The following is a 13,272-nucleotide window of genomic DNA, read 5'->3' on the forward strand; positions in this document are numbered from 1 at the left end:
AGTGCGGTCACACCCATGGCGCGGGGCGGCACGGGCGCGCGACATGCCACACCGTCCGATGCCCGATGGTCGGCAGATGCTGATCGAGGGATACGCCGGGAATGGCCGGACCATGTGCCCCTTCCGGGGAGACCACCGGGAAGGGAGAGCGGAGTTCGGCCAACGCGGCGACGGCCTGTCGCTGCGGGGTGATCACCACGACACCTTCGACGCCCCAGGCGCCCAGGTGGTCCACGGCCTCGGTCAGCGCCTTCCTGTCGACCACCCTCAGCGTGACCACGGAAATCCCCCAGCCGCGAACAGGCAACGGTGAACCCGACCTTCGGTTCACGGACCCTCGGGTCGCGAATCGATGGTCTTCCAGAAGGCGCACTGGTGTTCCGCGTTGCGGTCGGTCCGGCCGATCGTGGTGGTTGCGAATGATTGCACCCAACCGTCGCCCCGGAAGGGCATCCAGCGGGGTTGTCCGCTGCCGTTGGGGTTTCCGGTGGCGGCGAATCGCCGCGCTGTCCTTCTTCCTGGTCCCCGACACCGCCACCCGCGCCCGCGGCGGCATCGACTGGACCGGCGCGGCACTGCTCAGCCCCGGGCTCGCGACGCTGATGCTCGGCTTTTCGCGCGGCAGCGGCCACGGCTGGGACCGGCCCGACACGCTCGCGCTGTTCGCCGCCTCCGCCGCCCTGCTCGCCGCATGGACGACGGCCGAACTCCGCGTCGAGCACCCCATCGTCGACGTCCGCGCCGCCGCACGCCGCACTCTGTGGCCCGTGTACACCGCCTCCTTGTTCGTCGGCGTGACCCTGTACGCCTCGAAGAGCGCCGCCGCGCTCTTCCTCGGATCGCCGCCGGACATGCTCGGCTACGGGCTGGGCTACGACACCCGCACCGTCGGCTGGATGCTCCTGCCCGCGGCGGTGTGCGCCTTCGTGGGTTCGGCACTGGCCCCGCTCCTGGCTCGCGTCACCGGACCCCGGGCAACGCTCGTGATCAGCGGCACCTCGATGGCCGCCGGATTCGTCCTGCTTGCCGTCGCCCACAGCAGGGCATGGCACTTCTTCGCCTCCGACGTCGGCCTCGGCCTCGGACTCAGACTGGGCCTCGGCATGCTCCCCGTCCTCGTCCTCGACGCGAGCGCCGCCGACCGCACCGGCGTCGACACCGGCATCTACAGCACCGCCAAAACCCTCGGCGGCAGCGTCTCCGGTGCCGTCTTCGCCGCCATCCTCGCCGGCATGACCTTCAAAGGCGGCCGATTCCCCGCCGAAACCGCCTACGAGACGGTGTGGTGGAGTTGCGCTGCGATCTCCCTCCTCGCCGCCGCCACGGCCGCGTTCCTGGCGACGCCCGCACCCACCACGGCACGACATGGAGTGCCCGGGCCCGCCGAAGCGGAAGCCTCACACGACCGCGCCGGACGCCGTCCGCAACACCATTCGCCCCGGCTCGGCGGTCGCCGACGACGGCTCCCGGGGGTGCCCGCGGTTTTGGTACCGGGTCGGTACCGTTGGTGGTACCTGCCTGGTACCTTGTCGCCATGCCAGCTTTGAACATCGAGTACACGGACGAGGAACTCGCCGCCGTGCGCAAGGCCGCACAGCTCGGGGGCAAGTCCGTGAAGGCCCATGTGCACGACCTGAGCGTGTCCGAGGCCGCCCGCCGCAACTTTGTCACCGGTGCCGCCACGTTCGTCACCGAGCACCTGGCCGAGTTCGAGGACGCCTTCCCCGAGGGGCAGCGTTGATCCTGCGCGTCGACGCCGGATGGGTCCTGGACATCCAGACCGCGAACAACCCGGTGAACCTGCCGCTCACCGACTGGGGATCGTTCGCGTTCTGCGTCGAGCGCCACCGCTACGAACGCTTCCGCGGCGAGCTGTACTACGAGGAGACCGCCGCACGCGCCGCGACGTTCGTCCACTCCATGATCGTCCTGGAGCCCTTCGCCGACTTCAACGCCGTCGTGGGCTGCGCCTGCGCCGACCGCTACATGGCCGGCTCCGACGAACCCCTCACCGTCCCTCCCGGCGGCTGGGTCCAGTTGACCCGCGACATCCGCGAACGCAAACACACCCTCACCGACGTCGCCCGAACCCTGCGCGCCTGGAGCCGGCCGCACACCGATTGAACATCGGCCCCATCCCTCGGCGGCGACTTGGCCTGCCGGCATCAGACGATCCAGGCACCGCAGGCGCGGGACACGACCCGGCGCGCCGCCACCTCCCGCCGGGAACAGGCCCACCGCACTGCGCCGTTGCCGTTCCAGCCGGGCTCCGATGTCCTCGCCGCCGATACCTCGGAAATCGCCGGGTGCCGTGGGTACGGAGCCGTAGCGTCAACGCATGAACTTCAAGCATCTCCCACCGGTCCCGGCAGACGTCGTGAACGCGGTTCGGCCGGTTCGGCCGGTTCGGTCCGGGGGGCTTGGCGGGTGTCAGTTCCACGGTTCCGTGTGGGGGTCTTCTCCCAGCATTTCGGCTGCGGTGATGCACAGCTTCGTGCCGTAGATCTGGTTGCCGCCCCATGTGGAGCCCCACAGGTCGGTCGCGGCTCGGGCGATGGCGCGGTCGTTGGACGGCGGCGCGGATCCGCACCTGCGGCTCGGCGCGCTCGCCCCGGTTGCCGGCCCCTACGACCTGGACGGGTGATGCGGCCGGGCGCGCTCGCGTACCAGGGCAGGGAGACCAACCTCTCGCCGGACTACCTCATGCTCGCCTGGGGTCCCATTTACGGTCTGTATCGGAACCCGGCGGAGGTCTTCCGCGCGGATCAGGTCGGCAACGTGACGAACCTGTTCGCCGGCAAACTGCCCGACAAGGACGTGCTCGACAAGCTTCCCGACACCCTGGAAGGGCTGTTCAGGGCCGAGTTCGTGGCCCGCCTGCGCCGGCCCGACGACGCGACCTGCTCGTGGACGCCTTCGGTACCCGTCGTGCTGCCCGGCGGCGCCGCCGATCGCACGGTCCCGTTCGCGAACACCGAGAGCTGTGCCCGCCGCCTGACCGAACACGGCGCGTCCGTACGGGACTTGAACGTCGGCCCGGTGGACCACTTCGCATCGCGTCGAATCGCCACCCCGCAGGTACTCGCCGAGTTCGCCCGACAGGACTGAACCAAACCGTCGGAAAAGGGAGTTCGACCGTTCGGCACGTACTGACCTGATGCTGTTCGACGTCGTGCTCTCGGACGACCGGGACCTGGTTGCCGACCGCACGCCCTGCACCGATCGCCGTACGCTCCTGGAGGGCCTGGTCCGCAAGTGCCTTGCCTCGCCCTACATGTTGCGGGTCGGTCGACCCGATGGCCCGGTTAGGCTGCGGGACGCCGGGTCGCTGAGTGTGGGGTGGAGGCGGGGCGTTGCGGGTGCTTGTGGTCGAGGATGACGAGGAGATGGCGCAGGTCGTGGCGGTGGGTCTGCGGCGTGCGCAGATGGCCGTCGATCTCGCGTACGACGGCGAGGCGGCGCTGGAGCGGGCGTTGGGGCCCGATCGCGACGCGTACGATGTGGTGGTTTTGGACCGGGACCTCCCCGGCACGCACGGCGACGACGTCTGTGCGGCGCTGATCGCCGCCGGAGGCCGCAGTCGCGTGCTGATGCTGACGGCCGCGGCCACGGCGGACGATATTGTGGACGGGCTGGGGCTGGGGGCCGACGACTACCTGACGAAGCCCTTCGACTTTCCGGTGCTCGTCGCCCGGATCGCCGCGTTGGCGCGCCGCTCCCATCCGGCCGTGCCGCCTGTGGTCCGGTGCGGCGATCTGGTGGTCGACACCGGCCGGCGCACCGCCGTCCGGGGCGGTCGGCCGCTGGTGCTCACGCCGAAGGAGTTCGGCGTGCTCGAACTGCTCCTGGCCGCCAGGGGTCGCGCGGTCTCCGCCGAGGAACTGCTGGAGCGTGTCTGGGATGAGACGGCCGACCCCTTCACCAGCGCGGTGAAGATCACCGTGAGCCGGCTGCGGGCCAAGCTCGGGGCGCCGCCGGTCATCGAAACGGTGGCCGGCCGGGGTTATCGGATGCTTGGAGAGGTCGCCTGAGCGGGCCGGCGGGGCGGGCCGGCCGGCCGACCCCGCGCACGTTTCTCCGGGGGTCCGGTCGCCTCACCGCCGGGATCGTGCGGTTCGGTCGGCCCCGCGGTACCGTGCGGTTGCGGCTGACCGCCCTGTACGGCGGGCTGTTCCTGGTTTGCGGGGCGGCGCTGTTGGCGATCACCTACGCGCTGGTGGCCGGCGCCCTGGATCGTCCGCCCGCGGTGGTCAAGCGTGAGGTGAGCGTCGGCGCTCCGAGCGTCGCCGCTCCGACCGGCGGCGCTCCGGCCCCCGGCGCGGACATCGCGGCGCCCGGCGACGGGGCGCGGCCGAACGCAGGGCCCGGTGACCCGGCCGCCGCGGACTCCCTTCAGCAGGAGGTCCAGCGGACCGTCGACCACCAGAAGTCGGCCATGCTGCACACCCTGATCGTCCAGTCCGGATTCGCACTGGGGCTGATGGTGCTGACATCCGTGCTGCTCGGATGGGTGGTGGCCGGTCGCATTCTGCGCCCGCTGCGGACCATCACCTCCACCGCGCGGGACATCTCGGCCACCAGCCTGCAACGGCGCCTTGCCCTGGACGGACCCCGGGACGAACTCCGGGAGCTGGGCGACACGTTCGACGCGCTGCTGGCCCGGCTCGAGGGATCGTTCCAGGCGCAGCGGCAGTTCGTCGCCAACGCCTCCCACGAGCTGCGTACGCCGCTGGCCCGACAGCGTGTGCTGGGCCAGGTCGCGCTGGCCGACCCCGAACCGAGCATCGCGTCGCTGCGTACCGCCCACGAGCGCATACTCGCCGCAGGGGAGCAGCAGGAGCGGCTCATCGAAGCGCTGCTCACCCTCGCCCGCGGCCAAGCCGGCGTCGACGTGCGCCGCCCGGTCGACCTGGCCCGGCTCGTCGCGGAGAGCGTGGTCGGGTGCGGCACGGACGCGGCGGCGCGGCTCGTCACGCTGCGCCCGTCGCTCGACGAGGCCGTCACCGCAGGCCATCGGGCGCTCATCGAACGGCTGGTCGCCAACCTGCTCGACAACGCGATCCGTTACAACACGCCCGGCGGACACGTCGACATCGTCACCGCCACGGAGAGCGGCCGCGCCGTGATCACCGTCGCCAACACCGGGCCCGTCGTACCCGCGGACGCCGTCGAACGGATCAGCCGGCCGTTCCAACGCCTCGACGCGACCCGCCCGGCCCGCAACGTGCGCACCGCCGACGCCGCGGGCCTCGGCCTGGGCTTGTCCATCGTCGCGGCAATCGCGTCCGCCCACGACGCCGCGTTCACCGCCGCCGCGCGCCCCGGCGGCGGATTGGCGGTCACCGTCGCCTTCCCCGCTGCGGCGACGAAACCGCCGTGAAACCGGCCGCTCGGTAGAACTTCCGTCAGCGCGGCCGACGCACCGACAGAGGTGCCGCCGCGTCCGCAGGACTGACGCGAGTTCGGGAGCAGCCCAGATGAGCAACGACGTACCCACCACCGACGCAACTGCCCAAGCCGTTCCGGCCGAATCCGCCCCGGCAGCGCCAACCGGGGCCGACGAATGTGCACCCGCGGAAGCCGAGGGCGGGCACCGCCGGGACCCGGCGCCCGAAGCCGGGCCGGTCAGCCGAGGGCGCGGGGACCGGCGCCGGGCACTGACCCGCAAGCGGCGCGTGCCGGCAGCTTTGGGCGTGACCGTACTGGCCGGCGTCCTGGTCGCCGGGAGCATTCTCGTTCCGGACCTCGCCGCCTCGGCCGACTCTGCGGGCCGGCCCGCCGCCTGCGTCGCTCAGGATCCGACCCGGCCCCAACCGCCCGCGCAGACACCGATCCCGACGTCCGTCGCTACCGTGCGGCAGGCGTACTACTGCCTGTTCGACAACTACTACGGCGGCTCGCGGCTCGACGACCGCATACTGCTCCAGTACGCCTTCCAGGCCGTCGTCCGCGAACTACGCAAGCGCGGTTCGGACCAGCCGAACGCCGTGCTGCCCGCCCTGACCGGCCACCGCGACAAGGACTGGGCGCGCTTCGGCAAGCGCCTCCAAGAGGTACTGGACGCGGCGCCGAACGACCAGGCGCTGCGCTCGTCCCTCGCCGTCGTCGCGATCCAGGGCATGCTCGCCGCCCTCCACGACAACCACGCGGGCTACCAGGCGTCCGGCATCGCCCCGGGCCCGGGCGCTCCCCGGTGGGGCCTCGGCGTCAGCCTGAACCACGCACTGCCACGCGCCGAGACCGCGCCCGACTTCACCGGACCGCTGTTCGCCACCGAGGTCGCCGCGGGCAGCCCCGCTGCCGTCGCCGGACTCACGCCCGGCGACATCATCGAGTCGGTGAACGGTGTCCCGGCCTTCACCAGCGGCAAACTCAACCCGGGAGTCCTGGACCTGCTGCGTCCGCCCGCTCCGCAACGCACGCCGGTGACGCTGACGATACGCCGTCCCGCGACCGGTGAGACACGGCAACTGGCGGTCACCCCCGGCGAGTTGCCCCCACCGGCCCAACCGCACGTGGACGCCGCGGTGTTGGACGGCGGCATGGCCCGGATCCGCTTTGATGCCTTCTACCCGGGCGTCGCCCGGGAGATCCTCAAGGCCATCGCCGATCTCCGGGCGACGACGACGCTCACCGGCGTGATCTTCGACGTACGCGGCAACCGCGGCGGCGTCGCCGACGAAGGCAACATACTGCTGGGTGCCTTCATCCACGACGCGACGGTCCTCTCCTTCTGCGACGCCAACGGCCGCTGCGACCCCCAGCGCGTCGACGACAACACCCCGCTGCTGCACCTGCCGATGGTCACCCTCACCGACGACGGCTGCGCCTCCGCCTGCGAGGCGTTCGCGACCGGCGTCAAGGACCTGCACCTGGGCACCCTGATCGGCACCCGCACCGCGGGCGTGAACTCCGGTCCCGCCCGGTTGTACGCGCTCGCCGACAACACGAGCGCGATCCGCTTCCCGTCGCAGCGCGCCATCGGCGCCAACGGCGAGATCGTCGACGGCATCGGCGTACCCCCCGACATCTACGCGCCGCTGACCGCCGCGGACCGCTCCACCGGCCAGGACCCGGCCCTCGCCCAGGCGACATCGCTCCTCGAACACTAGCCAGAAAAAACAGTCCCCTGGGCCGCACAGCCGCAGAAGCCCCGCAGCACCCACAATCGGCATGACGCAGGGCCAGTGGCCGTTCTCTCGCATCCCGAGGGCGGCCTTCTGGGCGGTTCGGGAACCGGTCGTCGCGGTGTGATCGCGGATATGTGGCCGGATGCGGGCGGGGCGGGCCACGTGGCGGCGAGGCGTCATTCTTCGGTCTCGGTACTTCCGCTGCCGGGTTCCTCGGATACGGCAGTGGTGCGACCGCTGATGGTGCGGCGTCTGCCGGCGCCCTCCTCCGGCCCGCCCTACGGCCGTTTCGGTCCACCGCGAACCCGTGCCCACCCCCGGTAGCCGGCCAATGTGCCCGTCAAGGCCTTGGATTGTGCCCGACCGAAGAGGGGTCGTTCGCGCCCGTGGACGGCGTGTGGCCGGATGGCGTCCGGGTCGCGTGGGTGTCGCGGCTGGTGGGCGAGGGTTGGCGGCGCGGCCGATTTCCAACGGTGCCGGGCGCGAGCCCTTGCCGGCGTGCGGGTGCGCGATGAGACTTCCCATGCACGCTCTGCGGTGACCGGGGTGCGGGACAGGCTCCGGTCTCGGCTTTCGGCCATCGGTTCTGTCCCATGGACGAACATCCAGGAGTGCAAATCCCATGTCACGATCGAAAGTTCGGTCCGCGCTGCTCGCTCTGGGCACCGCGGCGGCCATGTTCGCCACCACCCAGGCATCCGCCGTGGCGACCGAGGCTCCGGCGCCGGCCCCGACGTACAGTTCGTATTCCTGCACGGTCCCGCCCGGCTACACCTACACCGCCGCCACCCTCGTCACGTTCTGCGGGGGCACCGGCTTCAGCCCGTACTACACCATCGAGCTGCCCTTCACGGGCCTGCAGGCATGCCTCGTGCCACCCGGCTTCACCTATACGGGGTCCACCAAGGTCACCTGGTGCGACCCCCACGGACGGTTCAGCAACCTGTACACCCTCCTGAAGATCTGACCCCCGCGAACGCGGGCACGACGGCGGCCCGTACGACCCACGCGGGGCCGCACGGGCCGCCTCTCGGCCAGGCCACGCCCATGTCGCGCGTGGTCGTGGGTCGAACGGTGCGGCAACTCTCGATGTCGGCACCGAGTACGGCTCGCTGACCCCCTGCGGGTTCCGCCCCTGTTCGCGTGGGCGACCCGTGCCCGCCCCGGCGCCGAAACGGCCGGGGCGGGCCGTGGCGTGATGTGTGGGTCGTCCGTCCCCTGGGCCGTGCCGGACAACCGGACGAGATCGCCGCCGCCGTCTCCTGGTTGTTGTCCGCCGACGCCTCCTACACCACCGGAGCGAACCTCCGCGTGGCCGGCGGACTGTAGCCCGAGCGGTCACACGACGGCACCACGCGGCGGTCCCTCCCCGGAATCCGGTCGACGGACCCTCGCCCGCCGGTCGGGTCGCCGGCTCCATCGAGGCCGCCGTCGACGTCACGCACCGGCCCTGCCCCCGGGAGGCCGCCGACATCGACCGGATCCCGATCGGACTGCCCGTCGACAACTGCGTCCTCGGCGTCTTCGACCACGACGGCCGCCCGGTCGCCGCGCGGGGGCGGAGAGCGAACTGCGCATCGGAGGCCTGCCGTTGGCCCTGGGTCACCTCAACCGGCCGGAGCCCACCCATCGGTCGTTCATACCCGCGCACGCCGACGCGTCGGTGCCCCCGCCGGCGCTGCGCCAACGCGCGGAGGAACGGCTGAACGCCCGGTCGTGCACCCGGCCCCACCCGTCGCCGCGCGACCGGCCCGACGGTGAACGGCCGCTGCTGCGAAGCCTGTTGCGCGAACGCGCCGGCGGGTTGGCCCCGTCCGCCGAGGAAGACGGCCCAAGACACCCTGGCGTCGTTCCGGTACAAGGTCCTGCCCCAGGCCGCGGAGATCGACGACCTGCGGGCCCGCTTCGTGGCGCTCGGCGGGTGCGGTCTCCTCGGCGCGCGTGTGGCCGCCGAGACCCACCACCGACCCGGAGTCTCCCCGCCGCCAGGCTACTTCCTGCCCAACGACCCCTCCCCGGCCGAATTTTGCGCGCCGTCGCGGCCGCGGCCCCGCTGGCGGGGTGGGGGTCAGGCGTCGCCGTTGAGCATGGCGGCGGTCAGGACGCTGCCGGCGACACCCCAGCCGCCGTCGACGACCTCGTCGATCAGCACGACGGTGGTGGAGCGGGCCCGCTCACCGTAGATCTCGGCGTACAGGTCTGTGGTGCGCTGGACGATCTTCTTCTTGTCCTCGGCGGTGACGGTGCCCGCGGGGACCTTGAAGTTGGCGAAAGGCATGGGTGTTTCTCCTTGAGTGTTTTCTTCCGTGACGCGGAAGCCCGGGGCCGCGAAGGCGCGGCCTCGGGATTGATCCCGACCGATCCCGACCGGTGCCGGCGTGGTCAGTGGCCGGCGCCGTGGACCATGAGGGTGGTCTCGATGCCGAAGCCGAACTTGATCGGCTCGGCGGCGTAGCTCTCGGCGAGGGCGTTCATCGCGGCCCTGGCGGCGACGTACGGCCCCAGGAAGGGCGGATGTCCGCCGCGGGTCGAGGAGAAGCCGACCCACACCGGCAGGCCCCGTCCCCGGTCGCGCATGAATGGCAGCACCGCGCGGTTCACCCGCTGCGTGGACAGGACGTCGACGTCGTCCCGAAACCGCTCGACGCGCCCGTGACCACCACGACGTTCGGCTGCGGCATCACACCATGCCCCCATTGGCGCGCAGGACCTGGCCGTTGATCCAGTGCCCCGCCGGGCTCGCGAGGAAGGCGACCACCCGGGCGATGTCGTCGGGGGTGCCCAGCCGCTCCAGGGGCGGGGTCTTGGCGAGCCGGTCGATCTCCTCGGGCGTCTTTCCGTCGAGGAACAGGTCCGTGGCGGTGGGGCCGGGCGCGACGGTGTTGACCGTGACGTCGCGTCCGCGCAACTCGCGCGCGAGGATCAGCGTGAGCGACTCGACCGCCGCCTTGCTCGCCGCATACGCGCCGTACGCGGGAAACCGGGTGCCCACCACGGAGGTGGAGAACCCCACGAACGAGCCGCCCGCCCGCAGTCGCCGGGCGGCCTGCTGCGCCACGACGAAGGCGCCGCGGATGTTGGTGCGATGTACCGCGTCGAGCACCGCCAGGTCGAGCTCGGCGACGGGGGACAGGGCCAGTCGGCCGGCGCAGTTCACCACGACGTCCACGCCGCCGTACTCCCGCTCCGCCCGCTCGAACAACGCCGCGACCGCGTGCTCGTCCGCGATGTCCGCGCGGACGGAGACCGCCCGCCCGCCGCCGGCGGTGACCGCCGCCACCGTCTCCTCGGCGGCGACCGCGTCGCGGGTGTAGTTCACCACGACCGCGAGACCGCCCCGAGCGAGTTCGAGGGAAACCGCCCGGCCGATGCCGCGCGAGCCGCCGGTGACGATGGCGACTCGCCCGGCCGCTTCGGGAGGACTGGTCGCCTCGGAGGTACTGGTCGCCTCGGGAGTACTGGTCGCCTCGGCGGGAGTGGTTGTGGAGTGGTTCGTAGTCATGCCCTCCACGATGCGCTGCGCCGGCAGGCGGAACCAGGGGATGTCATCCCCTGGGTCGCCGGCCCGGCCCGACGCACAATGGCGGGCATGGGATCCGTGAAGTACACCGAGCTGGGAGCGTTCCTGCGCTCCCGGCGCGCCCGCATCCGCCCCGCCGACGTGGGTCTTCCCCACGGACCCCGCCGCCGGGTGCCCGGGCTGCGCCGCGACGAGGTCGCCCACCTCGCCGGCGTGTCGGTGGACTACTACAACGAACTCGAACGCGGCGCCGGATCCCAGCCCTCCGAGCAGATGATCGCCGCACTGGCGAGGGCCCTGCGCCTGACCGCCGACGAGCGCGACCACCTCTACCACCTGGCCGATCGCCCGGTGCCCGGGCCCGGCGGAGCGGCCTCGCACGTCCATCCCGGCATGCTCGACCTGCTCACCCGGCTGACCTCGACCCCCGCACAGGTCATCACCGACCTGCACGTCACGCTCATCCAGAACCCGCTCGCGGTGGCGCTGCTCGGGGACCAGTCCGGCTTCCGGGGCGCGCGGGCGAGCTTCGTGCTCCGATGGTTCACCGAACCCGACGCCCGCCGGCTGTATCCCGAAGCCGAACACGCGGGCCAGTCCCGGGCCTTCGTCGCCGACCTGCGGGCCGCCGCCGCCCGACGCGATGCCAAGGACCCCGAGGCCCGTTCGATGATCGAATCGCTCCTCGACACCTCGCCCGAATTCGCCGCCCTGTGGGCCGACCACGACGTGGCGTTCCGGCGCGACGACCGCAAACGCCTCGACCACCCCATGCTCGGCCCGATCGAGGTCAACTGCCTCAACCTGTTCAGCGAGGACGGCCGACAACGACTGCTGTGGTTCACCCCCGCGGTCGGCACCGACAGCGCCGACCTCCTCGACCTGCTCGCCGTCCTCGGCACCCAGGAGGTCACCGGACCAAAACGCTGACGACTGCCCGTCTCGACCCGTCGTGCGCCCGGTCGGCGCCCTTCGGTGAGGTCGCCGAGCCAGGGCGTTGGAACAGCACTCCGGGCCGGCGTTCACGCTCACGGCGGAGTAAGGCTTGCCGTGCCTTTCGGCCGAGTCCGACTCTATGGGGAAAGTCCTCAGACAATCTGAGCACCTGAGTACCTGAGGACTGGAAAAGGGAGAACGGATCATGACAGACCCTCACGGCCTGACGCTGGTCGAGCAGGCCGCAGCGGTTCGTGCGCGCGTTGTCTCGCCGACCGAGCTGGTCGACCATCACCTGCGCCGAATCGAGGAGTCGGATGAGTTCATCCGCATGCGCAAGTCCCCGACGCCTACCGCCGGGTAGCCGCGCACCGTCCGGGGCGGCGCACGTAACCGGTCAGAAGGGTGGTTCGAGATCGCCGCGGCCGTCGCTGTGTGGCCCGCAGTCCCAGGGATCCTCCTGGAGAGGTTCGATGTCGGTGACGTCGTGGCCCCGTGTTTCGAGGGCCCTCCGGGCGATGCGCCGGTTGAAGTCGTCACTGCCGGTGTCCAGGATGCGGCGCGCGTGCACGGCGAGCTGATCGCGGTGTCGGGCAAGCGAGGGGTGTTCGACGAGGACGAGCGCGGCGAGGCCGGCGGCTTCGCGCACGTCCTCGTGATTGTCGTGCAGGAAGGGCACGACGGCTCGATGGAGCATCGGGCGCAGGTCCCGGAGGGCCGCCACCGTGGTGCCGGGGGCGAGGAAGCCGGGGCAGTACCGCTCGACTCGGTCGACGATCTCGTCGGAGGCGTCGTAGGCCGTGGAAGCCAACCAGTTCAGCAATGTCGCGCGGATAGGGACGTTGCGATACGGCCGCAGGGTCATGGCGGCCGGGTGGGCGAGGACACCGGCGACATACATGGCGACGGGGGCGGTGGCTTCGTAGATGCAGTTCTGATGGCAGACCAGCTCCGTCAGTTCCGATAGAGCGGTGACCTGCACCCTGGGATCGGGCTCCAGCAACCGTGCCAGGACTTCGGGAAGGCATTCACCGTTCCCGAAAGCCGTCTGGAGCGAACCCCACTCAGTCTCCGCCAGGACTGCCTGGTAGGGCGGCAAGTCGGGCTCGCGGGGTACCCCGGCCTTGGAACTGCTGTGGTTCACGGCCCGAACCTAGCCCAGACTTCCGACACTTCGTTCGCATCGTTTCCGCCCCTGCGCCCTTTCCGACGGCCGCCTCGGCGGGTGCGGCCTGGAACGCCCGGTCGGCGCTCTGGTGTTCCTTACGACTTTCGGGTCCGGTTGCTGATCGGGCGGGAAAATCGCAGATCGGCGCGGATCGGTGTTGTCTCACCGAGCGTTTCGGGACACCGACCGGCACACCTGGACCGCGCTACGGAGCGCCCGCTCGACGAACGGTGGCCGACGCTGGGGGAGTGCATGCGAGGCGCGCCCGCCGGCCACCCGCTGCGGGAGCGGGCGGACGAACCCGACACCACCGCGATCGCGGCCCGGGACGCGTTCGACGACCTGCTGCGTCCCCTCGACGCGACGGCGTGGCACAAGAAGCGCCCCCAGGACTTCCCCGCGCTGCGAACCCGCGATCAACTCCTCGACATGACCGACCGGCCCGGTACTCCGCTCGATTGCCCCCACCCGCACCGACATGCCCCGCGGCGGGCGACGGCGTCGGCGCCGTCCCGCCC

The 13,272-nt window shown here is 71.5% G+C and carries 14 protein-coding genes and 2 pseudogenes; 11 read left to right on the plus strand and 5 right to left on the minus strand.

Annotated elements, in window-relative coordinates; all coding sequences use genetic code 11:
* Positions 1 to 7: 7 nt before the first annotated feature.
* The gene (locus ACMXN5_RS46815; RefSeq protein WP_439680985.1) at positions 8 to 280 is read right to left on the minus strand and encodes a hypothetical protein; all 273 of its coding nucleotides are present in this window, start codon (positions 278 to 280) and stop codon (positions 8 to 10) included.
* A 139-nt stretch (positions 281 to 419) separates the two neighbouring features.
* Between ACMXN5_RS46815 and ACMXN5_RS46820 the strand changes: the two genes are divergently transcribed.
* The 9 genes and pseudogenes from ACMXN5_RS46820 to ACMXN5_RS46860 form a co-directional block, all read left to right on the plus strand.
* Positions 420 to 1,547 (plus strand): hypothetical protein, encoded by a 1,128-nt coding sequence (locus tag ACMXN5_RS46820; RefSeq protein WP_439680986.1) that lies wholly within the window; start codon positions 420 to 422, stop codon positions 1,545 to 1,547.
* The gene (locus tag ACMXN5_RS46825) at positions 1,535 to 1,741 is read left to right on the plus strand and encodes a hypothetical protein (RefSeq protein ID WP_439680987.1); all 207 of its coding nucleotides are present in this window, start codon (positions 1,535 to 1,537) and stop codon (positions 1,739 to 1,741) included. The genes ACMXN5_RS46820 and ACMXN5_RS46825 overlap by 13 nt, the downstream gene beginning before the upstream one ends.
* Positions 1,738 to 2,124 carry a hypothetical protein gene (locus ACMXN5_RS46830; RefSeq protein WP_439680988.1) on the plus strand — a complete coding sequence of 129 codons (387 nt, stop codon included), beginning with the start codon at positions 1,738 to 1,740 and terminating at the stop codon, positions 2,122 to 2,124. Before ACMXN5_RS46825 ends, ACMXN5_RS46830 begins: the two co-directional genes overlap by 4 nt.
* 516 nt (positions 2,125 to 2,640) lie before the next feature.
* Complete coding sequence (locus ACMXN5_RS46835; protein WP_439680989.1) at positions 2,641 to 3,108, plus strand: hypothetical protein; 468 nt, start codon at positions 2,641 to 2,643, stop codon at positions 3,106 to 3,108.
* A 245-nt stretch (positions 3,109 to 3,353) separates the two neighbouring features.
* Positions 3,354 to 4,031: a response regulator transcription factor gene (locus ACMXN5_RS46840; protein ID WP_439680990.1), complete on the plus strand. Its 678-nt coding sequence runs from the start codon at positions 3,354 to 3,356 to the stop codon at positions 4,029 to 4,031.
* Between the two features lie 77 nt (positions 4,032 to 4,108).
* A complete protein-coding gene (locus ACMXN5_RS46845; RefSeq protein ID WP_439680991.1) occupies positions 4,109 to 5,380 on the plus strand; it encodes a sensor histidine kinase in 1,272 nt (423 codons plus the stop codon).
* 97 nt (positions 5,381 to 5,477) lie between these two features.
* Positions 5,478 to 7,112 (plus strand): S41 family peptidase, encoded by a 1,635-nt coding sequence (locus tag ACMXN5_RS46850; RefSeq protein ID WP_439680992.1) that lies wholly within the window; start codon positions 5,478 to 5,480, stop codon positions 7,110 to 7,112.
* Positions 7,113 to 7,752: 640 nt separating this feature from the next.
* Positions 7,753 to 8,097 (plus strand): hypothetical protein, encoded by a 345-nt coding sequence (locus ACMXN5_RS46855; protein ID WP_439680993.1) that lies wholly within the window; start codon positions 7,753 to 7,755, stop codon positions 8,095 to 8,097.
* 248 nt (positions 8,098 to 8,345) lie between these two features.
* Positions 8,346 to 8,459: pseudogene (locus tag ACMXN5_RS46860) on the plus strand (SDR family oxidoreductase); the annotation flags it as partial.
* 739 nt (positions 8,460 to 9,198) lie between these two features.
* Here the strand turns inward: ACMXN5_RS46860 and ACMXN5_RS46865 are convergent.
* The 3 genes and pseudogenes from ACMXN5_RS46865 to ACMXN5_RS46875 form a co-directional block, all read right to left on the minus strand.
* Positions 9,199 to 9,408, minus strand: coding sequence for a 4-oxalocrotonate tautomerase family protein (locus tag ACMXN5_RS46865; RefSeq protein ID WP_439680994.1), 210 nt, complete (start codon positions 9,406 to 9,408; stop codon positions 9,199 to 9,201).
* A gap of 113 nt (positions 9,409 to 9,521) precedes the next feature.
* Positions 9,522 to 9,758: pseudogene (locus ACMXN5_RS46870) on the minus strand (oxidoreductase); the annotation flags it as partial.
* 52 nt (positions 9,759 to 9,810) lie between these two features.
* A complete protein-coding gene (locus tag ACMXN5_RS46875; protein ID WP_439680995.1) occupies positions 9,811 to 10,632 on the minus strand; it encodes an SDR family oxidoreductase in 822 nt (273 codons plus the stop codon).
* 78 nt (positions 10,633 to 10,710) lie between these two features.
* Here ACMXN5_RS46875 and ACMXN5_RS46880 point away from each other — a divergent pair, with 78 nt between their 5' ends.
* Positions 10,711 to 11,580, plus strand: a complete 870-nt coding sequence (locus ACMXN5_RS46880) for a helix-turn-helix transcriptional regulator (protein ID WP_439681429.1) — start codon at positions 10,711 to 10,713, stop codon at positions 11,578 to 11,580.
* A gap of 211 nt (positions 11,581 to 11,791) precedes the next feature.
* Positions 11,792 to 11,950, plus strand: a complete 159-nt coding sequence (locus ACMXN5_RS46885) for a hypothetical protein (protein ID WP_439680996.1) — start codon at positions 11,792 to 11,794, stop codon at positions 11,948 to 11,950.
* A 33-nt stretch (positions 11,951 to 11,983) separates the two neighbouring features.
* Here ACMXN5_RS46885 and ACMXN5_RS46890 read toward each other — a convergent pair whose 3' ends face one another.
* Positions 11,984 to 12,685, minus strand: coding sequence for a hypothetical protein (locus ACMXN5_RS46890; protein WP_439680997.1), 702 nt, complete (start codon positions 12,683 to 12,685; stop codon positions 11,984 to 11,986).
* Positions 12,686 to 13,272 lie beyond the last annotated feature (587 nt).

Source organism: Embleya australiensis, assembly GCF_051903075.1.
Classification (GTDB): Bacteria; Actinomycetota; Actinomycetes; order Streptomycetales; family Streptomycetaceae; genus Embleya.

What these genes read in the sequence shown, in the direction of transcription:
- ACMXN5_RS46820 (WP_439680986.1), top strand. Translation starts at nt 420, where the DNA reads ATGATTGCACCCAACCGTCGCCCCGGAAGGGCATCCAGCGGGGTTGTC.
- ACMXN5_RS46825 (WP_439680987.1), top strand. Translation starts at nt 1,535, where the DNA reads ATGCCAGCTTTGAACATCGAGTACACGGACGAGGAACTCGCCGCCGTG.
- ACMXN5_RS46850 (WP_439680992.1), top strand. Translation starts at nt 5,478, where the DNA reads ATGAGCAACGACGTACCCACCACCGACGCAACTGCCCAAGCCGTTCCG.
- ACMXN5_RS46855 (WP_439680993.1), top strand. Translation starts at nt 7,753, where the DNA reads ATGTCACGATCGAAAGTTCGGTCCGCGCTGCTCGCTCTGGGCACCGCG.
- ACMXN5_RS46865 (WP_439680994.1), bottom strand. Translation starts at nt 9,408, where the DNA reads ATGCCTTTCGCCAACTTCAAGGTCCCCGCGGGCACCGTCACCGCCGAG.
- ACMXN5_RS46875 (WP_439680995.1), bottom strand. Translation starts at nt 10,632, where the DNA reads ATGACTACGAACCACTCCACAACCACTCCCGCCGAGGCGACCAGTACT.
- ACMXN5_RS46880 (WP_439681429.1), top strand. Translation starts at nt 10,711, where the DNA reads ATGGCGGGCATGGGATCCGTGAAGTACACCGAGCTGGGAGCGTTCCTG.
- ACMXN5_RS46885 (WP_439680996.1), top strand. Translation starts at nt 11,792, where the DNA reads ATGACAGACCCTCACGGCCTGACGCTGGTCGAGCAGGCCGCAGCGGTT.